Source organism: Paenibacillus sp. MT124, assembly GCF_058792755.1.
Genome location: NZ_CM179500.1, coordinates 5,556,049 through 5,580,662, shown reverse-complemented (window position 1 = coordinate 5,580,662; position 24,614 = coordinate 5,556,049). Strand labels below are relative to the sequence as shown.

General features: G+C 48.4%; 22 protein-coding genes and 1 pseudogene. 20 read left to right on the top strand and 3 right to left on the bottom strand.

Features of this window, described 5'->3' with window-relative positions; all coding sequences use genetic code 11:
• Positions 1-3 precede the first annotated feature (3 nt).
• From AC3RCI_RS25280 to AC3RCI_RS25230, 11 genes are all read left to right on the top strand, one after another.
• Positions 4-267 (top strand): hypothetical protein, encoded by a 264-nt coding sequence (locus AC3RCI_RS25280; protein WP_095292381.1) that lies wholly within the window; start codon positions 4-6, stop codon positions 265-267.
• Between the two features lie 318 nt (positions 268-585).
• Positions 586-1,545 (top strand): ubiquinol oxidase subunit II, encoded by a 960-nt coding sequence (cyoA, locus tag AC3RCI_RS25275; protein WP_492526854.1) that lies wholly within the window; start codon positions 586-588, stop codon positions 1,543-1,545.
• A 21-nt stretch (positions 1,546-1,566) separates the two neighbouring features.
• The gene (locus AC3RCI_RS25270; protein ID WP_095292384.1) at positions 1,567-3,537 is read left to right on the top strand and encodes a cbb3-type cytochrome c oxidase subunit I; all 1,971 of its coding nucleotides are present in this window, start codon (positions 1,567-1,569) and stop codon (positions 3,535-3,537) included.
• Positions 3,537-4,151, top strand: a complete 615-nt coding sequence (gene cyoC / locus AC3RCI_RS25265; RefSeq protein WP_095292385.1) for a cytochrome o ubiquinol oxidase subunit III — start codon at positions 3,537-3,539, stop codon at positions 4,149-4,151. The genes AC3RCI_RS25270 and cyoC overlap by 1 nt, the downstream gene beginning before the upstream one ends.
• Positions 4,152-4,481 carry a cytochrome o ubiquinol oxidase subunit IV gene (gene cyoD / locus AC3RCI_RS25260; RefSeq protein ID WP_095292387.1) on the top strand — a complete coding sequence of 110 codons (330 nt, stop codon included), beginning with the start codon at positions 4,152-4,154 and terminating at the stop codon, positions 4,479-4,481.
• A 220-nt stretch (positions 4,482-4,701) separates the two neighbouring features.
• A complete protein-coding gene (gene kduI / locus AC3RCI_RS25255; protein ID WP_095361811.1) occupies positions 4,702-5,541 on the top strand; it encodes a 5-dehydro-4-deoxy-D-glucuronate isomerase in 840 nt (279 codons plus the stop codon).
• Positions 5,542-5,576: 35 nt separating this feature from the next.
• The gene (locus AC3RCI_RS25250) at positions 5,577-6,335 is read left to right on the top strand and encodes a DeoR/GlpR family DNA-binding transcription regulator (protein ID WP_492526852.1); all 759 of its coding nucleotides are present in this window, start codon (positions 5,577-5,579) and stop codon (positions 6,333-6,335) included.
• Between the two features lie 99 nt (positions 6,336-6,434).
• Positions 6,435-7,187, top strand: a complete 753-nt coding sequence (gene kduD, locus AC3RCI_RS25245) for a 2-dehydro-3-deoxy-D-gluconate 5-dehydrogenase KduD (RefSeq protein WP_492526850.1) — start codon at positions 6,435-6,437, stop codon at positions 7,185-7,187.
• Positions 7,188-7,223: 36 nt separating this feature from the next.
• Positions 7,224-8,069, top strand: a complete 846-nt coding sequence (locus AC3RCI_RS25240) for a sugar phosphate isomerase/epimerase family protein (protein ID WP_336783949.1) — start codon at positions 7,224-7,226, stop codon at positions 8,067-8,069.
• 236 nt (positions 8,070-8,305) lie between these two features.
• Complete coding sequence (locus tag AC3RCI_RS25235) at positions 8,306-9,613, top strand: homocysteine synthase (protein ID WP_492526849.1); 1,308 nt, start codon at positions 8,306-8,308, stop codon at positions 9,611-9,613.
• 300 nt (positions 9,614-9,913) lie between these two features.
• The gene (locus tag AC3RCI_RS25230) at positions 9,914-11,863 is read left to right on the top strand and encodes a heavy metal translocating P-type ATPase (RefSeq protein WP_492526847.1); all 1,950 of its coding nucleotides are present in this window, start codon (positions 9,914-9,916) and stop codon (positions 11,861-11,863) included.
• Positions 11,864-12,048: 185 nt separating this feature from the next.
• Here AC3RCI_RS25230 and AC3RCI_RS25225 read toward each other — a convergent pair whose 3' ends face one another.
• Positions 12,049-12,780 (bottom strand): ZIP family metal transporter, encoded by a 732-nt coding sequence (locus AC3RCI_RS25225; protein WP_127539829.1) that lies wholly within the window; start codon positions 12,778-12,780, stop codon positions 12,049-12,051.
• A 256-nt stretch (positions 12,781-13,036) separates the two neighbouring features.
• Between AC3RCI_RS25225 and trxB the strand changes: the two genes are divergently transcribed.
• The gene (gene trxB, locus AC3RCI_RS25220; RefSeq protein WP_095361760.1) at positions 13,037-13,978 is read left to right on the top strand and encodes a thioredoxin-disulfide reductase; all 942 of its coding nucleotides are present in this window, start codon (positions 13,037-13,039) and stop codon (positions 13,976-13,978) included.
• Between the two features lie 67 nt (positions 13,979-14,045).
• Positions 14,046-14,276, top strand: a complete 231-nt coding sequence (locus tag AC3RCI_RS25215) for a glutaredoxin family protein (RefSeq protein WP_095292396.1) — start codon at positions 14,046-14,048, stop codon at positions 14,274-14,276.
• A gap of 238 nt (positions 14,277-14,514) precedes the next feature.
• Here AC3RCI_RS25215 and AC3RCI_RS25210 read toward each other — a convergent pair whose 3' ends face one another.
• Together AC3RCI_RS25210 and AC3RCI_RS25205 are read right to left on the bottom strand one after the other, a co-directional pair.
• Positions 14,515-14,712, bottom strand: a complete 198-nt coding sequence (locus AC3RCI_RS25210; RefSeq protein WP_053779005.1) for a hypothetical protein — start codon at positions 14,710-14,712, stop codon at positions 14,515-14,517.
• A gap of 145 nt (positions 14,713-14,857) precedes the next feature.
• Positions 14,858-16,024: an ROK family transcriptional regulator gene (locus tag AC3RCI_RS25205; protein WP_336783952.1), complete on the bottom strand. Its 1,167-nt coding sequence runs from the start codon at positions 16,022-16,024 to the stop codon at positions 14,858-14,860.
• A gap of 199 nt (positions 16,025-16,223) precedes the next feature.
• Here AC3RCI_RS25205 and xylA point away from each other — a divergent pair, with 199 nt between their 5' ends.
• The 7 genes and pseudogenes from xylA (at position 16,224) to AC3RCI_RS25170 (ending at position 24,467) form a co-directional block, all read left to right on the top strand.
• Positions 16,224-17,540 (top strand): xylose isomerase, encoded by a 1,317-nt coding sequence (gene xylA, locus AC3RCI_RS25200; protein WP_095292400.1) that lies wholly within the window; start codon positions 16,224-16,226, stop codon positions 17,538-17,540.
• A gap of 502 nt (positions 17,541-18,042) precedes the next feature.
• Complete coding sequence (xylB, locus tag AC3RCI_RS25195) at positions 18,043-19,536, top strand: xylulokinase (RefSeq protein WP_492526845.1); 1,494 nt, start codon at positions 18,043-18,045, stop codon at positions 19,534-19,536.
• 371 nt (positions 19,537-19,907) lie between these two features.
• Positions 19,908-20,624: a glycosyltransferase gene (locus AC3RCI_RS25190; protein ID WP_492526843.1), complete on the top strand. Its 717-nt coding sequence runs from the start codon at positions 19,908-19,910 to the stop codon at positions 20,622-20,624.
• Positions 20,625-20,668: 44 nt separating this feature from the next.
• A pseudogene (locus AC3RCI_RS25185) lies at positions 20,669-21,073 on the top strand (glycosyltransferase family 2 protein); the annotation flags it as partial.
• Between the two features lie 441 nt (positions 21,074-21,514).
• Positions 21,515-22,585: a glycosyltransferase family 2 protein gene (locus AC3RCI_RS25180; protein WP_492530007.1), complete on the top strand. Its 1,071-nt coding sequence runs from the start codon at positions 21,515-21,517 to the stop codon at positions 22,583-22,585.
• A 196-nt stretch (positions 22,586-22,781) separates the two neighbouring features.
• Positions 22,782-23,414, top strand: a complete 633-nt coding sequence (locus AC3RCI_RS25175; RefSeq protein WP_336783956.1) for a bifunctional 4-hydroxy-2-oxoglutarate aldolase/2-dehydro-3-deoxy-phosphogluconate aldolase — start codon at positions 22,782-22,784, stop codon at positions 23,412-23,414.
• Positions 23,415-23,534: 120 nt separating this feature from the next.
• Positions 23,535-24,467 (top strand): alpha/beta hydrolase, encoded by a 933-nt coding sequence (locus AC3RCI_RS25170; protein ID WP_492526842.1) that lies wholly within the window; start codon positions 23,535-23,537, stop codon positions 24,465-24,467.
• Positions 24,468-24,614 lie beyond the last annotated feature (147 nt).

The following is a 24,614-nucleotide window of genomic DNA, read 5'->3' as shown; positions in this document are numbered from 1 at the left end:
ACTATGGCATCGAAGACAGCAATGGTAAGCCAATTGGAGCGTAAAGATAAGAATATGCGGCGCGCAGTGTTGACGATGACAGTTTTGGCCTGGATCGCCCTTATTACTGGAGTGGTCATGTGTTTGATTAACCTGAATGAATTTAATGACCGTAATCTTGGCTTGATGGTCGGCATCGGTTTTCTGGTAGGTAGTGTGTTTATTTATGTAATCGCCAAATCAATTGGTCTTGTTCATACACGCCGGGAAGATGAAGGAGCGGATTAATTATAATCTGGCGATCCTTCGTTCATAATAAGACTGGATAAGTACCCGGAATCCAGTCAATAAAGCCCTTTGCGGATTCGTTGAGACTGTTCAACGGGACTGCAAAGGGTTTTATTTTGTGACTCGAAGTGTAATGATTACAATGGAAAAATATCAAGTGTGCAAGTGATTTGTGAGAAAAAATTCACACATTTAAGGTGTAAAATCGACAAATTTGTTAACAAGACCAAAAAAGTTGCTCATTTCTGATATCTTTAGAAGGAAGAGAGTAGTATACTGATTTTTCAGTATGAGCGAATTTAAGGAGAGGGGATCAAGATGAACAAGAAACCTAGGTCGCTTACCCGGATTATCATTCCGGTTGTCCTGACGTTGGTTACAATTGCATTGATTGTCTGGCCAATGCTGGCAGGCGGGCAGTACGTTGTTCTGGATCCGAAGGGACCTATAGGCGCTTCGCAGAGAGATTTGATTGTCATTTCGACAATTCTTTGTGCGATCGTTATCGTGCCTGTGTTGATTTTGTCTGCTGTAATCGTTTGGCGTTACCGCGACAAGCCGGACAATAAAGCTGCTTATGAGCCGAACTGGGCTCATAGTACCAAAGCTGAGGCTATCTGGTGGACGGTTCCAATTGTTATCATTGGATTGCTTGCGATCGTAACTGTTCGCTACACCTATGATTTGGAGCCTTCGAAGCCACTGGCTTCCGAGAAAGAACCCATTACCATTCAAGTATCTTCACTGGACTGGAAATGGTTGTTTATGTATCCTGAGCAAGGCATTGCAACGGTCAATACGTTGAATATTCCGGCAGACCGGCCCGTGAAATTTGAGCTTACCGCGGATTCACCGATGAACTCGTTCTGGATTCCGCAGCTTGGTGGACAAATTTATACGATGTCGGGTATGGCGATGACCTTGTATTTGCAAGCAGATCACGAAGGAACCTACTTCGGTTCTGGCGCCAACTTTACTGGCGAACATTTCGCCCAAATGCGTTTCGATGTCAACGCAACATCGGATGAAGAATTCGAGCAATGGGTGGCTGAAGTAAAACAACAATCCCAACCGCTGACGCAAGAGACGTATAACACACTGGCGGAACCGGGAACTAGCAATGTTGCTTATTATTCTTCCTTCCCTGAAGGATTGTTCCAAGACATCGTGACCAAGTATGTCATTGAAGGTACAGGCGCTCATAACCATGGAACTTCGGAAGAAGCTTCAGGCGCCCAAGAAAATACGTCCACGAAAGTGGACAAGAGTTCTAACTAAAGATTCGAAAGGAGGCCCCCAATGTTAGAGAGACTTAAGGAGTTTGCATCGGAGTTTTTCGTTACCGGTGACCCGCTGATTTATGGTGCGGACGTGGCCATCGGTATTACGATGATTACCATCGTAGCGGTGCTGACTTATTTCAAAAAATGGGGCTGGCTCTGGCGTAACTGGTTAACAACCGTCGATCATAAAAAGATCGGTATTATGTATATCATTGCTTCCATCATCATGTTGTTCCGTGGTGGTGTCGATGCGCTGATGATGCGTCTTCAGCTAGCTATGCCTAACATGGATTTCTTACATCCAGAACATTATAACCAAGTCTTTACGACTCATGGTACCATCATGATCTTGTTCATGGCGATGCCATTTATGTTCGGTTTGTTTAACGTAATTGTGCCTCTACAAATAGGGGCAAGGGACGTCGCATTTCCGTTCCTGAATGCTTTAAGCTTCTGGTTATTCTTCCTGGGAGCAATGCTGTTCAACCTATCCTTCGTTATCGGTGGATCACCTGATGCAGGATGGCTGAGTTATCCGCCTCTATCGGAGCTGTCGCACAGTCCGGGGGTAGGACAGAACTTCTATATATGGGGTATACAGATCTCGGGTATCGGTTCCCTGGCTACCGGTATCAACTTCCTGGTTACCATCATTAAAATGCGTGCGCCAGGCATGAAATGGATGAAAATGCCGATGTTCACATGGTCGGTATTCTCTACTTGTATCATCATCTTGTTTGCATTCCCAATCCTGACTGTGACACTTGCATTGCTCTTCCTGGACCGATTCGGCGGGGCGCATTTCTTCACGCTTGATTTGGGCGGTAACCCAATGATGTATATCAACTTGATCTGGATGTGGGGTCACCCTGAGGTATACATTGTCGTCTTGCCGGCATTCGGTGTGTTCTCCGAGATTGTAAGTACGTTCTCGAAGAAAAAACTGTTTGGTTACAAATCAATGGTATTTGCGATGTTGATCATTAGCTTCCTGTCCTTCTTCACATGGGCGCATCACTTCTTCACGATGGGCTCGGGAGCAGACGTTAATGCATTCTTCGCTGTTACAACGATGTTGATTGCCATTCCGACAGGGGTTAAAATCTTCAACTGGCTGTTCACGATGTATCGCGGACGGATCCGCATGGCCACCCCGATGTTATGGACAATCGCATTTATTCCATGCTTTATCGTCGGTGGTATGACGGGGGTTCTGCTTTCCGTAGCACCAGCTGACTTCCAGTTCCACAACAGTTACTTCCTGATTGCCCACTTCCACCAAGTATTGATCGGTGGTGTAGTATTCGGATACTTCGCAGGTCTGTACTACTGGTGGCCAAAAATGTTCGGTTTCCAACTCGAAGAGAAACTGGGCAAATGGGCTTTCTGGACTTGGAATATTGGTTTCTATGTCTGCTTCATGCCGCAGTACGCTGTAGGTTTGATGGGTATGACACGTCGTCTGAGCACCTACGGCTGGGATACCGGCTGGTGGGAACTGAACTTCGTATCCACAATCGGGGCATTCCTGATGGGTGTAGGTTTCTTGTTCCAGGTTGCACAAATCGCAGACGGTATTCGCAAATACAAAACACTCAAAGCATCCGGCGATCCATGGGATGGTCGTACACTCGAGTGGTCGATTCCTTCACCAGCTCCTGAGTACAACTTTGCCATTACACCGCGCGGTGATGATATTGATGAGTGGTGGGAAGAGAAAGAACGTCGTGCCAAAGGCATCTACCCACCAGAGCAGCCGCTCGAACCGATTCATATGCCTAAGAACTCCGCAATTCCGTTTATCATGTCTGTCTTCTGGTTCATCGCCGGCTTCGGCTTTGTATTCGGATGGCTGTGGATGGCGATTCTCGGACTCGCTGGCGTAGGGATCTGCATGATCGCTCGTTCATTCTCATACGATACGGATTATTACATTCCGGTCGACGAAATTAAGCGTACCGAAGCGTCGTTAAGGGGGTCGGTATAATGGCTCAAGCAGCCGCTAAGCATGGTCACGATCACGGTCACGACCATGGTCACCATGATCCACAAGAATTGAAATTGCTCGGTTTCTGGTTCTTCCTGATATCCGACGTTATCCTGTTCTCCGTATTGTTCGCAACCTTTATTGTGTTGCGTGACAATACGGCGGGCGGACCAATATTGTCTGAGCTGATCAAAATGCCTGGCGTTATCGCCGAGACATTCATCTTGCTCACAAGTTCATTTACGAGCGGACTTGCCGTTCTTGCGATGAACCAAGGTAAAGTGAAGCAGCTGATTAGCTGGCTGGCAGTTACAGCCGTTCTCGGTGCAGCCTTTATCGCACTTGAAGTAACCGAGTTTGTTGAGATGATTCACGAAGGATTCAGCTACACGACGAGTGCTGCTTCCGGCGCATTCTTCACCCTCGTGGGAACTCACGGACTTCACGTATCGTTAGGTTTGATCTGGATGATCGGATTGATGTTCCAATTGAAAAAACGTGGTATTACCGATGTTACTCGCGGTAAAATCAACGTAATCAGCTTGTACTGGCACTTCTTGGACGTCGTCTGGATCTTCCTCCTGTCGATCGTTTATCTGATGGGGGTGATGTAGATGGCAGAGCATAACTCACATGATTCCCATGCTCACGAGCAGCATGGCTCCATGAAGTCCTATGTCATCGGCTTCATTCTGTCCATCGTCCTCACAATCATCCCATTGGTGGTTGTACTGAACGATATGATGGGCAGAACAGGAACAATGGTTGTTATTCTCGTAACGGCCGCACTTCAGTTTGTGGTTCAACTCTTCTTCTTCATGCATATTCGTGAAACAGGAAAACCACGCTGGAATGTCATGGCTTTGATTTTCGGCCTGCTGATCATGTTGACCATCGTTCTTGGTTCAATCTGGATCATGCTGAACAATGCCGTTGCACATTAAGATTTGAATAAAGAGGATCTCCCGGTCTGTACTGCAGACGGTGGAGATCCTCTTTTTTTGTTTTCACAAAAGTGGAAAGTCATAATATAGCTTAATTAAAATTGTTTATTTTCAAAAAAAGGTACACAAATGATACATAATGAACTAAAATGAACTTATATGAACCTTGTAATCAAATCATCTCAAACATCACTCAATTGACGAAGGGAATGGATTAATGATGGAAAATCGTTATGCTGCACACCCCAATGAAGTGAAAAATTATGATACGTCTCGCCTGCGTGAGGAATTTCTAATGGAGCAATTGTTCGCAACAGACGAGCTGGTTACTGTATATTCTCATGTGGACCGTTATATTGTAGGAACTGCGGTACCTCAGAGCAAGGACATTGCGCTTGAAGTGAACCTGAAGGACATTGGAACGGACTTTTTCCTGGAGCGTCGTGAAATCGGTATCATTAATGTTGGAGGACATGGAACGGTCACTGCAGATGGGCAGGGTTATGAGATTGGTGCCAAAGAATGCCTTTATATCGGAAAAGGTGTAAAAGAAGTCGTATTTAAAAGTAATGGCAATGAGCAGCCGGCTCAGTTCTACTTTGTATCCACACCGGCACATCACGCTTATCCTACGCAAAAGGCAACCCAGGAACAAGCTCAGCCGAATCATCTGGGCAGTATTGAAAGTTCGAATGAACGGACCATTTATCGCTACATCCATCAGGGAGAGGGCGGAATTCAGAGCTGTCAGCTGGTGATGGGCATCACGGAGCTCGACAAGGGTAACATGTGGAATACGATGCCTGCACATACCCATAACCGCCGCTCCGAAGTATATTTGTATTGGAATCTTCCCGAAGACGGAGTAGTGTTCCACATGATGGGCGAGCCGAACGAGACCCGGCATCTGGTTGTACGTGACCGTCAGGCGATCATCTCTCCAAGCTGGTCCATTCACAGCGGCGTGGGCACAAGCAGTTATACCTTCTGTTGGGCCATGGCTGGTGAGAACCAAACGTTCGAGGATATGGACGGCGTAGCGATGAAAGACCTGAAATAAACGCGTAAATTCCAAAGAAACAGGAAGTTGATTGTATGAATCCATTAAAAAGACATGAGAAAATTATGGAGGCTCTGCTGGAGCGCCAGGAAGTTACCGTTAATGATCTGAGCGAACTCCTGCAGGTGACAGGCAAGACGGTTCGGGAGGATCTCGACAAGCTGGAAGCGATGGGACTGCTTGTACGTGTCCACGGAGGGGCCATGCTGGCTCAGAATGACCAGTATGGTATCCTCACGAGCCGAGGAGCCACAGAGAAGCATCATTCGGAGAAGACGGAAATCGCCGAGCGTGCGCTCGCTTATATACGTCCCAATGAAATTATTGCGCTGGACGGAGGGAGCACCACACTCGAGATGGCGAAGCGGTTGGACAATCAGCCGCTCACTGTCGTAACCAATGATCTCTTCATTATTGCTGAGCTAACCAAGAAGGAGCAGGTCCGGCTGGTCGTGCCTGGTGGGGCGAGAGTCCGTAATATGCTGGTGGGAGACGACACGGCGGCTTTTATCTCCAGTCTTAATATCCACAAAGCATTTATCTCTACCACTGCACTACATCCGGAGTTCGGACTCTCCATCTATACAGGTGATCTGGTTCCTCTGAAAAAAGCGATGATCTCCGCCTCCCAGCAGGTCTTCGGCGTGGTGGACCACTATAAATTCGGGCAATTTGCGCTGCGGACCTTCGCGCATTGTTCGGAGCTGGACTGTATTATCAGTGACAGTCTTCTGGGTGAAGAGACCGCTGCACTGTATAACCAAATCGGTGTCAAAGTCGATTATCAAAGCTAAACGCACAGAAGCATTTATTTTCTGAATCGCTAAGCATATGCAAAAGTTGGTTGGCATCACTTATAGGTTTGCATCTCATAACATGCGGAGGAATCTTTCATGAATCCATTTGATCTAAGCGGACAAGTTGCACTTGTAACCGGTACATCCGGTGGTTTGGGACAGGGAATGGCGATTGGTCTGGCGGAAGCCGGAGCAGATGTGGTACTCGTTTCCTATTCAAAACCATCCGAGACAGCAGGTGCAATCGAAGCGCTCGGGCGCAAAGCATATATCATTGAAGCCGATTTAAGTCGTGAAGATGAATTGCCGGCAGTATTTGAGAAGGCATTAGCTTTCCAAGGTAAAATAGATATTCTCGTTAACAATGCGGGGATCATTCGACGTACACCTGCGGCTGACCACGGACAGCAGGACTGGCACGATGTCATCGGGCTTAACCTGAACACGGTATTTTTCTTGAGCCAACTGGCGGGCAGACATATGATTGAACGGGGTAGTGGCAAAATCGTCAATATCGCATCCATGTTATCCTATCAGGGCGGTATTAACGTCCCGGGTTATACAGCAAGTAAGCATGGGGTTGCGGGCTTGACCAAAGCTCTCGCCAATGAGTGGGCAGGCAAAGGTATACAAATTAACGGTATTGCACCAGGTTACATGGAGACGGATAATACCACTCAAATTCGCGCGGATGAAAACCGGTATCGGGATATCACAGCACGTATTCCGGCAGGACGGTGGGGAACTCCAGAAGATCTGAAAGGGCCGGTCGTGTTTCTTGCATCGTCTGCTTCAGATTATTTGAATGGTCATGTACTAAATGTAGATGGCGGCTGGATGGCTCGTTAATCTGCTCTGCTATCAATGATTGAAGGAGGCAGTGACATGAAACTTGGTATTCTGGCACATACGTTTGGCCAGCAGCCTACAGCCCAGCTGGCACAGACGATCGCAGAGCATGGATTCAACTCGGTTCAGCTGGCACTTGCAAAAGCCCTATCGGATGTTGACTCGTCTAACGGCAAACTCAGTCCGGGACTGGCGAATGAAATTGGGGAGCAGTTTGCAAGCCGCGGAGTCAAGATCGCTGTTCTGGGCTGCTATATTAATCCGATCGATCCGAATGCTGAACGCAGACGGGCAGACATCGAGCGTTTCAAGGAACATCTGCGGTATGCCCGGGATTTTGGCTGCAGCATGGTTGCAACAGAAACGGGAGGATTGGACACCTACCAAGCCACCCATCCAGATGGGTATGAAGAAAAAGCATGGAGCGTGCTGCGGGAAACGCTGGAGGAAATCACGGAGGAAGCGGAAAAGTGGGGCGTACATGCGGCCATTGAGCCTGTGTCTACCCACACACTTCATACACGTGAACATATGACTCGTTTGTTTGAAGAGATCCCGTCCTCCAATCTGGGCATGTTGTTTGATCCATGCAATCTGATCAAACAGGCGCATGTTACAGACCAGGGTGCTTTCCTGCGTGATGTAATGGAGACGCTATACCAGCGAATCATTGTCATTCATGCGAAGGATGTGGCCTTCAATGCACAGGGTGAGAAGATTAATCCAGTACCCGGTGCAGGCATATTAGATTATCCGCTGTTTTTCGAACTGTTAAAAACGTATAAGCCACATATCGATATCTCACTGGAGGGTGTAACCGCCGAAGAGGCAGTTCCTGCAGCCAAGCATTTGCGTGAAGTATGGAATGGTGTGAGAGTGTAGAGATGAGCTGAAGATAAGCTCATTCTGCGATATTAAAATAACCAGGAAACCTTTGCCCTCGCAAAGGTTTTTTGGTATAACCTTGTCGACCATACATATAAAATATTCCTTATCGGATAAATCGGAAATAACTCTTTTCAAACACGACATCTTGTGAGAGAATATGGAAAACATACGCCATCATGTGAGGACATCAAGATCTTTGAAACGTATAACCCAAGGGAGGATTCAGATTTATGTCAAACGAACGTGAGCTTTCATTTGAAACATTGGCAATTCATGCAGGCCAGGAGATTGATCCAACGACTCATGCACGTGCTGTGCCTTTGTACCAGACCACATCTTATGGTTTCAAGGACACGGAACATGCTGCCAATCTGTTTGGTTTGAAAGAGTTTGGCAACATCTATACCCGTCTAATGAACCCGACAACCGATGTGTTCGAGCAGCGGATTGCGGCATTGGAGGGAGGAGCCGGGGCACTGGCTACAGCTTCCGGGCAGGCTGCCATTACGTTTTCTCTCTTGAATATCGCAGGTGCAGGGGATGAAATTGTATCCTCGGCGAGCTTGTATGGTGGTACGTATAATTTGTTCTCAACTACATTGCCGAAGCTGGGTCTTGATGTGAAGTTCGTTGATTCCAGTGATCCCGAGAATTTCAGGGCGGCCATTACAGAGAAAACGAAAGCATTATATGCGGAAACGATCGGTAATCCTCAAGGAAACGTGCTGGACATTGAAGCGGTTGCGGCGATTGCCCATGAGCATGGTATTCCTTTGATCGTGGATAACACGTTCCCCAGCCCATACTTGCTTCGTCCGATTGAACATGGAGCGGATATTGTGGTTCACTCGGCGACGAAGTTTATTGGCGGTCATGGTACTTCCATTGGTGGCGTGATTGTCGATAGCGGAAAATTCGACTGGAAAGCGAGCGGCAAATTTCCGGGTCTGACGGAGCCGGACTCCAGTTATCACGGTGTGGTATATACCGAAGCGGTTGGACCGATTGCCTATATCATCAAAGCACGGGTGCAGCTGCTGCGCGACTTGGGCGCAACCATCTCGCCATTTAATTCATGGCTGCTTCTGCAAGGACTGGAAACATTGCATCTGCGTGTGGAGCGCCATAGCAGCAATGCACTGGCTGTTGCAGAATATCTGGAGAAGCACGAGGACGTGCTGTGGGTGAGCTACGCGGGTCTGCCAAGTCATGCCTCATATGAACTGGCACAGAAGTATCTGCCAAGAGGGCAGGGTGCCATCCTGACATTTGGTATAAAAGGCGGTGTAGATGCAGGACGTAAGCTCATCGAAAGTGTGAAGCTGTTCTCACACCTTGCGAACGTGGGTGATTCCAAGTCATTGATCATTCACCCCGCAAGCACAACCCATCAGCAGCTGACAGAAGATGAGCAGACCGCAGCAGGCGTTAACCCTGAACTTATCCGTCTCTCGATCGGTACGGAGAATATTCAGGATATCCTGTATGACCTGGAACAGGCCATTAAGGCGAGTCAGGGAGCAAGTGTTGGAGCGTAACCAAAGGGGATCATACGAAAGCCGCTGTCCTTTAGGACAGGCGGCTTTTTTGCGTTCCAGCAGCAGGCAATCAGGAAACTGCCCATTTACAAACGTCAAATCGAGGCCTATAATATACTCGAAGTTGTATTGGGTAAACATAATTGCATAAGTACAAAAATGATTATCATTCTCATTCGAAAACCATGCTGCTGCGGGATTCCCGCAGCAGCATGTGTCATTTTTAGGGCATTAACAATGGCTCTCATTCTCAATACGGCGCAACTTAAATCAACGAAACAAGAAAGGATTGTGATTCACATGCAAGCGATACATCAACCTATACACACCCAGACACAAGCAGAACAGAACTCCGCGCAGTCACCTAACCCGAACCGTGGACGTAAACCTAATTATCGCGCCATGCTCCGGAATAAGGAGATGCAGGCGGCTCTCGGCAGCGGGTTATTAATGCTTGTTGCATGGGGAACTTCACCCTATTTCAATGCAATATCCATCATGCTGTACATCGTCTCTTATGCAATAGGAGGATGGACCAAGGCCAAGGAGGGCATGGAGACACTGGTCAAGGACCGTGATCTGGATGTCAATCTGCTCATGATTGCTGCATCACTGGGTGCTGCAGCTATTGGATACTGGAATGAAGGCGCGATGCTGATCTTCATTTTTGCGTTAAGTGGTGCTCTGGAAAGTTATGCGACGGAACGGAGTCATAAGGATATTTCATCGCTGATGGCACTTAAGCCGGAGACAGCACTGCGCATCGAGAATGGACAGATGAACCTTGTCGCCATTGATGAGCTGAAGCCTGGTGACCTGCTGCTGGTCAAACCGGGGGAGTTAATCCCGGCCGACGGTACCGTTTATCGCGGGAGTTCATTCATTAATCAGGCTTCCATTACGGGGGAATCCCTGCCGGTGGATAAAGCTGAGGGTGACGAGGTTTATGCAGGAACGCTCAATGGAGAAGGTGCTTTGTATGTAGAGGTAACGAAGTCAGCTGCAGGTTCGCTGTTTGGCAAAATTATTAAGCTGGTCGAAGAGGCACAAGCCGAAGTACCGGATTCACAGCATTTCATTGAGCGATTCGAAGGCATTTACGCACGAGTGGTTGTGGGTGTAACTCTGATGGTTATCGCAGGAGCTCCACTGCTGCTGGGCTGGACTTGGAATGAGGCTTTTTATAAAGCGATGGTTTTTCTCGTTGTAGCTTCACCTTGTGCACTGGTTTCCTCCATCATGCCAGTCATGCTGTCTGCGATGTCCAGCAGTGCACGTCGGGGCATTCTGTTCAAGGGAGGGGCCCATGTGGAGAATATGGCTCAGACCCGGGTCGTGGCTTTTGATAAAACAGGAACATTGACCATGGGTACTCCCGAAGTCACAGATATATTAACAGCCGAGGGCATAAGTCACGCCGAACTGCTGTCTGCAGCAGCTGCAATTGAGAACTTGTCCATGCACCCGCTGGCTCGTGCCATTGTAGATCAGGCAGTGCGTGAAGGTATCGTGACTCAAGAGGCCGAACGGGTACAAACGCTGACAGGTTGGGGGATTGAAGGGTACGTACACGGTGTTCTCTGGAAGATTGGAAAAACGAATGAAATGCACTTGGATACCCCTCCACACTGGCACGACGAACATGCCCGACTTGAGCGTGAAGGCAAAACGGTATCCATCGTGATGGCGGATAACCATTTTGCTGGCCTGATCGCCATGCGGGATACCGTTCGTCCACAAGCCGCAGCAGCAGTGAAGAAGCTGGAGGATATGGGCGTGAAGGTGGCCATGCTGACAGGTGATCGGGCCAAATCTGCAGCTGTGATTGCACGGGAAACAGGAGTAAGTCTCGTCTATGCCGATCTGCTTCCCGAAGATAAAGTGAAACAGGTACAGACATTGCGTCAAGAGTACGGACAGGTGCTCATGGTTGGTGATGGTGTTAATGACGCTCCTGCACTTGCAGCGGCTACTGTGGGTATGGGCATGGGAATGTCGGGGAGCGGGACAGCGCTGGAGGTGGCTGATGTGGTGCTCATGAATGATAATATTGAGGAAATTGCCTGGGTGATTGAGCAGGCACGAAGAGCACAACGGACCGTGAAGCAGAATATGTTTTTTGCCATTACGGTTATTCTGGCACTGATTGCGGGGAATTTTCTGCAAGGTGTTGCATTGCCGCTGGGGGTTGTTGGGCATGAGGGCAGCACGATTCTGGTTATACTCAATGGTCTAAGACTGCTGCGCTGATGATTCGGTGAATAAACCCGTAGGAATCGTTCTACGCATCCGGATAGGACGTATTCAGTTAACCTTACAGAGGCTCCCAGTAAATTCATGTAATCTTCATTTGTGACCAAAAAAAGAACCTGCAGGGCAGAATGATCTGTCCTCAGGTTCTTTGGGATGTACGTTGATCTTCAGAAAAGTTTAGCTTAGAATAGTTCAGTCAAACCAATCATCGTAATGAGTCCTAGCAAAAATGAAACGGTGGCTACGCGTGCGTTGCCATCACCGTGACTTTCGGGAATCAGCTCTTTGTATACGATGAACATCATCGCACCTGCCGCAAATGCAAGACCATATGGCACGAGTCCTGCCACGAGACTGCTGAGTGTGTAGCCAATCATGGCCGTGATAATTTCGACGGCTCCTGTCAGGGTAGCGATCCCAAGTGCCTTGAATCGGCCGATGTTCTGGTTCACGAGAAAGAGAGCGACCAGAAACCCTTCGGGAGCATTCTGTAATCCGATCGAAAAGGCAATGAGATTGCCAAGACTGGCATCGGTACTGGCATAACTGACACCTACAGATAAGCCTTCAGGCAGGTTATGCATGGTGATGGCTGCAATAATCATGAAGGCTTTGGCTTCAATTTTAAATGGCATCTTCTCCGGATTCTCCAGATCCACATGAGGGATCTTCATTTCGAGTACCAGCAAAACCATGCTGCCGAGCATAATACCGAGAGCAAGTACGAAAAGGTTCGACTGCCCCAGCGCTTCGGGAATGAGATTGTACACCGAGGCTGAGGTCATAATACCTGCTGCGTAAGCAAGCAAGATATCACGCAGACGGTGCGTTACTTTTCGCATAAATAGAATAGGTACGGCCCCAAGGCCGGTAGACATGGCTGAGATAAAGCTGCCAATGAGTGCATCGTTCATGCTTCCATTTTCCCTCCTGATGAAGACTTCTTCATAATCGCTGCCGAGCATTGACACCGTAGTTAAAAGAGATCATAATGAACAACAGATTAGAATGATTATAAATTAGAATTCCATTTCTGCATAGGGCAATTGTCATATCGGGCAGGTCTTGTGGACATGATTTAGGCTTATATCGATCTAGTGTATGCAGGGGCATTTGCTTTTGATGCTAGTGAGCCCAACCTTTTTGCAGAACTCGGGGGAGGAACTATACATGTATAAATCCATTATTATCGGAACAGGCCCAGCAGGGCTGACAGCAGCAATCTATCTGGCTCGTGCCAACCTTAACCCACTGGTTATCGAAGGACCACAACCTGGTGGCCAACTGACAACAACAACGGAAGTGGAGAACTTCCCAGGTTTCCCTGATGGCATTATGGGTCCTGAACTGATGGATAACATGCGTAAACAAGCAGAACGTTTTGGCGCTGAATTCCGCACAGGCTGGGTAAACAACGTCGATATGAGTGAGCGTCCGTTCAAAATTCAGGTTGAGGGCATGGGTGAGCTGGTATCGGAAACCTTAATCCTGTCTACTGGTGCATCTGCTAAATACCTTGGTATTCCTGGAGAAGAAACAAACGTGGGCCGCGGTGTCAGCACTTGCGCAACATGTGACGGATTCTTCTTCCGCAACAAAGAAATCATCGTTATCGGCGGAGGCGACTCTGCACTGGAAGAAGCAAGCTTCCTGTCCCGTTTCGGTTCAAAAGTAACCTTGGTACACCGTCGTGAGGAGCTACGCGGTTCCAAAATCATGCAAGATCGTGCACGCAGCAACGAAAAAGTGGAAATGGCTCTGAACCGTACGCCGATCGAAGTCATTGCTGGTGATCATGGGGTAACTGGACTGAAAGTGTTGAACAACGCAACGGGCGAAGAAGAAATTCTTCCGGCAAGCGGCGTATTTGTAGCGATCGGTCACACACCTAACACGGGGTTCCTTGGTGGACAGATTACAACAGATGAACATGGGTATATTATGACCACACCAGGTACTTCTGAAACGAACATTCCAGGCGTATTCGCTTGTGGAGACGTTCAAGATACACGCTACAAACAAGCGATTACAGCGGCAGGCAGCGGATGTATGGCTGCAATGGATGCAGAGAAATTCATCGAAAGCCTGGAGCATAGCGCAGTCGCACTGTAAGGTATCTCGTTTAAATTGGGTAAATTAACGTTATAACTATATATAAACTATATGAGGTGAATGAATAATGGAAAACGTAATTGTATACACATCGACCAACTGCCCGAACTGCAAAGCGGTGAAGACGTTCCTGGCTGATAAAGGAATTTCTTATGAAGAGCGCAATATCGAGACAAGTGACGAGTTTGCACAACAAGTATGGGATATGGGCGTACGTGCAGTACCTCTGACCGTTATTGGTGAACACCGCATCCTGGGTATGAACAAAACGCAATTCGCAAAAGCACTGGATGCTTAATTATCCCGGTACAGGGATTCAATCAAGCTGCATTAAGCTATTCCGGTTCGCGCGAGCCGTTTGAATATATAATATAAAGGGAGCCTTAGTCCTGAATAGGACTGGGGCTTCTTTTGTTGGCATTACGTTATTTTTTGATAAGAAAAATCCCCTTGCGTCAGTAATCAGGAGCACATGTTAACATGTGCTCTAGATTCACTGCGAAAGGGGATTTCGTCATTTAAACCAGGTATTTCATCTAAAAAAAGATGCTCATAAACGTCTGAAAAACAACATACACCAATACGCCTGACAGCATATACATGAACCCAGCCTTCTTTTTGCTCTGAAACAATCGAAGTATGCCGAGGCTGAACAGCGGCGCAAGCACGATCAAGAACAGGAGTACGGTGACAAACATTTGCGCCGAGATATCTGAAGTATCCACGTAGGTCACGGGTTTTCACTCCGTTTCGTTATAGGAATTAACACAGCGGCAATCATCCCGCCATGACAAAAATCACATATCCTCATTATAACTCTGGATTTCTTTAACAAAAAGGGAGGAAATGGGGCGAAATGATGTCAATTTTCAGCGGTTATTAGACCGATACTCTTATTTTGCCTAGAAACTGGGAAATAGCTGAGTAAGCGGCACCAATACGGGTAGAACGGCTGCCCAGTGCTGCCCATTCGATTTGCAAACTGCGACGGTGATAGGGCAGTGTACGTTCTTCGACGACTTGTTTGAGTGCTGTTTCAATCCATGGACCTGCTTCCGAGAGTGGTCCGCCAATGATGATGCGCTCGGGATTGAAGCTGTTAACGATATTCGTGATGCCCACGCCCAGTTTGCGGCCGATGTTCTCGTATAAGTTCAATACTGCCTCATGACCTTGCTGTGCAAATTCTACGAGCTCGCGGGTGGTGTGAGCCGGCAAATGAAGCTGATGGTCGGGGTGCTCATAGGCTTTTTCGGAAGCATATAGCTCCCAGCAGCCGTGGTTGCCACAGGAGCAGGGTCTGCCTTCGGCTTCGATTGACATGTGGCCTGTCTCCCCGGCGTAGCCCCAGGCACCTTTGTACAATTCACCGTCTACCATAATTCCCGATCCGATACCCATCCCTGCACTGATATAGATGAGATGACGTACACCGATGCCGCTGCCAAAATTCAATTCCCCATGAGCCCCTGCATTGGCCTCGTTGTCAATCGTTACAGGGAGCTCAAACATCTCCTCCAGCATGGAGCGAAGCTCGACCTTCTCCCAACCCAGGTTGGGTGCAAACAGCACTGTTCCAGCCTCATCTACCATCCCAGGTACCCCAATACCAATACCAATTACACCATGTGGGGAGGGGGGAGCCGACTGCATCAGATGTTCCGCTGCACGTTTCAGCTGTTCCAATACGGAAGGCACATCATGCTGTTCCAGTTTGATGGCATACTCCGTTATGATATGGCCCTCCAGATCGGTAAGCACACCCTTCAGGTGAGTTACGCTCAGCTCCAGACCAACTGCATATCCAGCCGTACCTCGAAACAGCAGCATGAGCGGCTTGCGGCCACCGCTGGATTCACCCGGACCAATTTCCTGGACAAGCTCATCGCTGATGAGATCGGCAACAAGGTTGGACACGGTTGCTTTGTTAAGTCCCGTAACTTCGGATACTCTTGCGCGGGAAAGAGGGGCATGACGACGAATCGTATCGAGGACGATGGACTTGTTTATTTTTTTGACCAGCATCTGGTCTCCAGTAATTTTCATAACAATCAGGCACTCCTATTCTGTATATAAAAGGGTTCAATCATTCATCCCGTTCTCAAGCTATTCGACTATTATAGCGTAAACAAACCCAGAAAAAACAATTTTATTTTACTTTGTTTAACCAATAGACAAAGTAAAACCGATGTGATAGGATAACGGTGTAAACGATTTCTTTAAAACTATTGAGGAGGCATTTTACATGGCCTATTTTGAATCCGTTAATAAAATCGCATTTGAAGGCAAAGACTCCACCAATCCTTTTTCATTCAAACATTATAATCCGGAAGAAGTTGTTGCCGGCAAAACGATGGAAGAGCACTTCCGTTTCGGCATGGCTTACTGGCATACATTAACTGCAGGCGGCAGTGACCCGTTCGGTGCAGAGACAGCTGTTCGTTCTTGGGATAAATACTCGGGTCTGGACCTCGCGAAAGTACGCGTGGAAGCGGCTTTTGAATTTTTGGAAAAAATGAATCTCCCGTTCTTCTGTTTCCACGATGTGGACATCGCACCAGAAGGCAACAGCCTGCGTGAGTTCTACAGCAACATCGATACGATCGTTGACCTGATTGAAGACCACATGAAATCCAGCGGCAAAAAACTGCTCTGGAACACGGCGAACATGTTCTCCAACCCGCGCTTCATGTTTGGTGCAGCTTCCACATGCAATGCTGACGTGTACGCACATGCAGCAGCGCAAATCAAGAAAGGTCTGGAAGTGGGTAAACGTCTGGGCGCTGAAAACTATGTATTCTGGGGCGGCCGTGAAGGTTACGACACATTGCTGAACACAGACATGCAGCTGGAGCAGGACAACATTGCCCGCATGTTCCACATGGCTGTAGACTACGCGAAGGAAATTGGCTTTGACGCACAATTCCTGATCGAGCCTAAACCAAAAGAGCCAACGAAACACCAGTATGACTATGATGCAGCGACTTCCATTGCCTTCCTGCAAAAATACGGTTTGGACAAACACTTCAAGCTGAACCTGGAAGCAAACCATGCAACTCTGGCTGGTCACACATTCGATCACGAAATCCGTGTTGCCCGTACTAACGGCATGCTCGGTTCCCTCGATGCCAACCAAGGCGATATGCTGATCGGTTGGGATACGGATGAGTTCCCAGTGGATATGTACGATGCAACATTGACAATGTACGAAGTATTGAAAAACGGCGGTATCGGCCGTGGCGGCGTGAACTTTGACGCCAAAGTACGCCGTGGATCCTTCGAAGCAGACGATCTGTTCCTGGCTCACATCGCAGGTATGGATACGTATGCTAAAGGTCTGAAAGTAGCTGCAAAACTGATCGAAGATCGCGTATTCGATGACTTCATCGAGAAACGTTACAGCAGCTTCAAAGAAGGTATCGGTGCTGAGGTTGTTGCAGGCAAAGCGACTCTGGCTTCCCTTGCAGAATACGCACTGAACAACGAGAGCCCACGCAAAAACCAATCCGGTCGTCAAGAATTGCTGAGAGCAAAACTCAACCAATACATCTTGGCTGACTAATAACTGGAATCAACTTGTATAAGCTTGGCTAGGGACACCGTCCATATATGCACGAGCTTGCACCATGGACGTTGAACAGGCATGACATTCGGACCGTCCCCGACTTTCCCCTGGGAAGGCGGGGGCGGTCTTTTGATACCAAACAAAGCGATTTTTAATGGTTTTTGGATCACGAAGTTGCTACATGTTCAATTGATGACGTTTCATTTATAACCAGTGACTAATCAAGGTCACTGGATGAATCTTTCCGCTATAAGAACGAGTGCTTTTTTACTGTTTTGATATAAATGTTTTTTAATGATAATGCATGTAGAACGAAGTGAGCAGAAAGGACCTGAGGAAGCGGTAGTGTTCGCATTTATCCCCGGATTTCACCCTTGCTAAAGGGTATAAAGGAAATCTGGGGGTAACGGCGATCCGAGGGTTTTCTGATCACGGAGTGACCACATGAGCATCAGGGTTACATTTTTACAATCCTGCTACAAACGAAAGGAGTTAACCCATGAGTTACGTAATTGGTGTCGATCTGGGAACCAGCGCAGTCAAAACGGTGCTGGTTAACCGCGAAGGAAAAGTGGCATTTGAAGCATCCGAGGCTTACCCGCTGCACCAGCCGAAGGCTGGCTACAGTGAGCAGAATCCGGAAGATTGGGTAGAACAGACCATTGTCTCCCTGCGCAAATTGCTGGAAGTATCCGGCGTACAGCCTTCTGAAATTGAGGGGCTTAGCTTCTCCGGGCAAATGCATGGACTTGTTCTGGTAGATGCGGAGGGGAAACCACTGCGCAATGCCATTCTGTGGAACGATACACGTACTACGGCTCAGTGCCGCCGCATTGAGAAAGTATTGGACAATAAACTATTAAGCATCGCCCGGAACCGTGCACTTGAAGGCTTCACGCTGCCGAAAATCCTGTGGGTACAGGAGAACGAGCCGGAGCTGCTGCAGCAAGCATCCTTGTTCCTGCTGCCGAAGGACTATGTTCGATATCGCCTGACTGGCGATTATGCCATGGATTATTCGGATGCAGCAGGTACATTGCTGCTGGACGTTGCTGGCAAGGAGTGGAGCAAGGAGATTGCGGAGGCTTTTGAACTGCCGATCTCACTTTGTCCGCGTCTCGTGGAATCGTTTGAAGAAGTGGGCACATTGCTTCCAGAGATCGCAGATCAAACGGGCCTTGCGGCTGCGACCAAAGTATTTGCAGGTGGAGCCGACAATGCGTGCGGGGCAATTGGCGCAGGCATTCTGAGTGAAGGACAGACGATGTGCAGCATCGGTACGTCTGGGGTTGTGCTTTCTTATGAAGAACGCAAAGACCTCGATTTCGAAGGCAAAGTCCACTTCTTTAACCATGGGGAGAAGGATGCCTTCTATATTATGGGGGTAACGCTTGCAGCTGGATACAGCCTCTCCTGGTTTAAGGATACGTTTGCAGCGGACAAATCGTTTGATGTGCTCTTGCAGGGCATTGATCAGGTTCCGGCTGGCAGCAACGGATTGCTGTTCACCCCTTATATCGTCGGAGAGCGGACACCTCATCCAGATGCGAACATTCGCGGCAGCTTTATCGGCATGGATGCCGGACATAAGCTGGAGCACTTTGGGCGTGCAGTCATGGAAGGAATTACATTCTCCCTGCGGGAATCGATCGATATTCTGCGTGGTGCAGGCAAAACGGTCAATGAGGTCATCTCCATCGGAGGTGGTGCCAAAAATGAAGCCTGGCTGCAAATGCAGGCGGATATCTTTGACGCCACGATCGTGAAGCTTGAGAGTGAGCAGGGCCCGGCAATGGGCGCGGCAATGCTTGCAGCATATGGCTGCGGCTGGTTCCCTTCCCTGCAGGATTGTGCGGCAGCGTTCATTCGTCCTGCCAAATCCTATGTACCGAACCCGGAAACGGTAGCCGTATATGATGGACTCTTTGCACTGTATCAGGAAGTATATGGTCAGACACGCAGCCTGAATGATCGTCTGGCAGAATACCGTTAATTCATAACGTGAATCATCTAATATATGCAATAAAGATTAACCGAAGCACTCGCGAAAGCGGGTGCTTTTTTTGTTGAATAAAGACAGGTACTAAAAGCACAGGAGCACAGTAAGTGGTGAGTTCCGAGAGCGGAGTTCTCAGACATAACCCCATCCCGGATATGCATAGATTGAATATAGAGGATGGGCACAAGCCAACAAGCCAAAACGTTAAGATGAAGCCGATGATGGGTCAAGATGAAAGTTTATCTGATAAATACTTAAGCCTGTAAATATGCTCCAATCCAGTCCCATATACCTTTCTTAGCTGCAATCGGATAGCAAAACCTTGAGAGATAATAAAAGTCAGCTTCAGACGCGGGGGTGAGGCTTTGAATGACCGTGAGGAAGACGAAAGACCACATATTACGCTGTCCATGATCGTACGCAATGAAGAACAGCGATATCTTAGACAGGCGCTGCAAACGCACCGGCCTTGGATTGATCGTGCGGTCATCATAGATGATGGGAGCACCGATAATACGGTTGCCCTATGTAAAGAGCTGCTTGAAGGGATTCCCCTGGTCATGGTGGAAAATCGGGCGTCCCGGTTCGCCGATGAAGTGAGTCTGCGCAAGCAGCAATGGGAGGCAACGATAGCTACTGGACCCGAATGGATTCTGAATCTGGATGCCGATGAGATTCTGACGGCTGACTTTGGCATGCAGCGCAATCAGCTCCTGGGAAGTAGCGAGGACGCGATCTACTTCAGATTGTTTGATATGTGGAGTAATACGCACTACCGGGAGGATCAATATTGGCAGGCACATGCATATTACCGTCCATTTCTTGTCCGTTATCGTCCCGAATTGACTTATGAGTGGAAGGAAACCCCGCAGCACTGCGGACGTTTCCCTCTTACGATCCAGCATTTTGCCTATGGGTGTCATACACCTCGTGTGAAGCATTACGGCTGGGCTCGCGAGGAGGATCGCATCCGCAAATTCGAGCGTTATCAGGCACTGGATCCGGATGCAAGGTACGGCTGGAGAGAACAGTATGAATCCATTCTGGATACAGATCCAAGGCTGCTGCCCTGGATGGAATAAGAAAGGGGGGGCTGTACTTGAATAAGGTAAAACCGAAGGAGAAGGTGCTGATTGCCAGTCCGGTTCGTCAAACCGCAGCAGTGCTCCGTGAATTTTTGGAATCTCTGACCTTCTTGGAGCGAACGACGGTGGAGACGGACTATTTGTTTATAGACGATAATGAAGAGGAGGCTTCTTCCAATATCCTTGCTGATTTTGCATCACAGCATGAAGGAACTGTAGTTGAATTAGATAACGATGATGGAACTGCTCAGGGAAAAGGGATATACAGCAGGGATGAGGGAGGTCATTATTGGCGCGACGAACAGATTTGGCGGGTAGCCGGATTAAAAAACCGTATCCTACAATACGCCCGCGAACAGAGTTACGATGCTGTTTTCCTAATTGATTCCGATCTTGTGCTGCATCCCCGCACGCTGGAACAGCTTGTCTCCACGCAGAAGGATATTGTATCGAATATTTTCTGGACGCGCTGGCAGCCGGGTACAAGGGAAATGCCGCAGGTATGGCTGCAGGATGAGTACGCTTTGTACCGAAAAGGCGGGAAATCCGAAGCGGGTAAGGAAAATCTGGATGAGAACACGCAAACCGATGCCTTTCTAAACCAATTGCGAGTGCCAGGCTGTTACGAAGTTGGTGGGCTTGGTGCATGTACGCTTATTCGCAAGAATGCTCTGGTAGGTGGGGTTTCCTTCGACCAGATTCCGAATGTCTCGTTCTGGGGTGAGGATCGTCATTTTTGCATTCGAGCCCAAGCACTTGGTTTTCGTTTATACGTGGATACCCATCTTCCGGCCTATCATATCTATCGATTATCAGAACTTCCCGGTGCTGCTGCGTATAATCGCAGGGTCAGACGAGGAGAAGAGGCAATCAGTATTACGCTGTGTATGATTGTGAAAAATGAAGAGGCTTCCCTGGCCAGATGCCTGGATTCGGTGAAGGGCATTGCCGACGAGATCGTAATCGTGGATACCGGATCAACGGATCGCACACGTCAAATTGCGGCCAGATATACAGAGCGAATCGTTGATTTTGAATGGATCGATGATTTTGCAGCTGCACGCAATTTTGCCTTCGATCAGGCAACCACGGAATATATACTTTGGCTGGATGCTGATGATGTGTTCGAACCGAATGACCGCGAGAAGTTTATTGGTTTGAAACACTCTCTTGATCCTTCGGTAGACAGCGTTACCATGGACTATAATCTGTCATTCACTCCAGATGGGAAGGTTGCGTACAGTTTGAGAAGGAATCGACTGGTGCGACGGGATCGGAATTTCCGCTGGATTGGTGCAGTGCATGAATATCTGGAAGTTGGCGGCAATTTGCTGCATAGCGATATTGCAGTGACCCATAAGAAAGACAAGGAGTACACTGACCGCAACCTGAGAATTTACCGCAAGCGTGAGGAAGCAGGAGAACATTTTACTCCCCGGGATCTCTATTACTTCGGTAATGAACTGAAAGACCATGGACAGCATGAAGATGCGATTACATACTACGGGAAGTTTTTGAATACGGGTCTTGGTTGGGTAGAGGATCAGATTGCCGCCTGCCAAAAAATTGCAGATTGCGAAGCGGCATTGGGGCGCTCAGAACAGGAAGTTTCAGCGCTCCTGAGGTCGTTTGCCTATGATTTGCCGAGAGCAGAGATCTGCTGCCGCCTGGGGGGGTATTTCGCGGACCGAGGAGATTATCGCAAAGCGGTATTCTGGTATGAACAGGCGACCCAAGCTGTTCGTCCTGCAGATCCGATGGTCGTGCTGAACGAAGCAGCCTGGACATGGATGCCCCACTTGCAGCTATGCGTATGTTATGACCGGCTGGGCAATCGTGCCAAGGCGAAGAAGCACAATGATATTGCTCTGGCGTATCATCCTACACACCCCAGCATGCTGTATAATGATCAATATTTCAAGGATCTGGAAAAGGAAAGTGTATTGGAAGAGGCTTGATTCAGGCTGATACCTCTCTTATAGTCATGGGTTGAATGGGTGTTATTTACAGACATTCGTCCATGTTGATAAGAGAGGTTTTTTGGGTTGTGTATTTCATCAGGGATAAATTCGTTTTACAATATGAATTAACGGAAAAGCGGTGATAATAATACTGTCTTCGGCTGCCGAATCTATGAAGCAAGGGGAAGCTCGCATGAATTTGACCGAAGTACTACTGGAGTCGAGGCTGGTTGCCATTGTTCGCGGCATTAGCCGGGAAGCAGCAATAACAGCAGGAAAAGGCATGACTGACGGAGGAATCCGTCTGATGGAAGTAACGCTTAATACACCTGGGGCACACGAGATTATCGGAGACTGGCGGACCCGGCATGAAGGACAGGCTTATGTGGGAGCAGGAACGGTTCTTAATGTGCAGATGGCCAAGGAAGCCGTTGCTGCAGGTGCTCAATTTCTGGTATCGCCCAATGTCGATCTGTCCGTTATTGAATATGCTGTAGAACATGGGGTGGAAATTTGGCCGGGAGCCATGACACCAACCGAGATTGTAGCTGCCTATGAAGCAGGCGCACGTGTAGTGAAGTTATTTCCGATGGCGAGTCTGGGATTGCCGTATTTACGAGAGATCAAGGCACCACTTAATCATATCCCGCTGCTTGCAACGGGCGGAGCTAATCTAAACAATATTACAGACTACTTTGCTGCTGGTGCAGCAGCTGTAGGACTTGGCAGTGCACTTTTGCCGAGAGAGGCACTGGATACAGGGAATCATGAACAGATTGCAGCATGTACACATGCATTTGTGGAAGCAGCAAGAGTCAAAAAGTAAAAAACTCAATCAACAATATGTATATCTGGGTATATATAAAAGATGCAGCTATTTAACAGAACGTTAATGGTGTTGGCGTAGAATAGGTGTATGACAGAGGCCGGAGAGGAGAAATTCACAGTGAAAGCCAGAACGATGATTGGTGGAGTTATTGCTGTTGCTGCCGTTACGGCAGGTGGCTTATGGAAGGCAGCGGTGAAGAGTCAGACACCCAAAAAGATCCCCATCACGATTACTCCGCCCATGCCATTCGAAGATGTCACCTTCGAGAGTGGCGGAGGACGGGTTCATGGATGGTTTATTCCGGCTGGCGCCCATGTTCCCAAACCTTGGCCGTTAATCATTATCGCCCATGGCTGGGGTTCTAACCGATCACGCGTGCTACGTTACGCACGTCCCATCTGGGAAGCAGGATATGCTCTCTTCATGTATGATGTTCGGAGTCATGGGGCCAGTGATCCGGTAAAAGCAGCGTCTGCCTATCTGTTCCGTGACGATCTGCTCTCTGCACTACGCTACACCACCTCACGGCCGGAGATCGATTCGGGTGCCATCGGTGTGCTCGGCCATTCCCTTGGAGGTCTGGGAACGATCATGGCGGTAACGGAACATATTCCGGTGTCGGCAGTCATCACGGATTCGATGCCATCCCAGTTTGAAGTAATCGTCAGCTCGGAGCTGAAACGTCGGCGATTGCCGCTGTTCCCACTGGCGCAGTTGATTCCGCGAATATGGTTCTGGAGGCTCGGTGAATCACTGAAAACGTACCGCCAGCGCGATCCGGTCCTGCTGCTCAATGAACGGCGTAAAGGCATGCAGCTGCCGATGCTTATGGTGCATTCCAAGGGAGATAATTTTATCCCGCCAAGTGAGCTGGAATACTTCATGTCCAAGGCTGATCCGCCTGTAGAGCACCTGTGGGTGAATAGCGGCGGACACAGCTGCTCAGAGGAAGACCCTGCCTTCTGGGAGACCGTCATTCCGTTCTTGAAAAAACATGTTCAGGTTCAGGCTCAACCGCACAATTCGGACATAACCTCTAATAAATCTTAATAACCGTTAGCCTGCATGACAATCGGGTTAACAGTGAAAACGCCAACCAGGTTGGCGTTTTTTGGTCTGTTCCAACCATTATGCAAAAATTCTCATCTGTAAAATTGTTGGGAAAACGACGATTAAAAAGGAAGCTTATGGTATCAT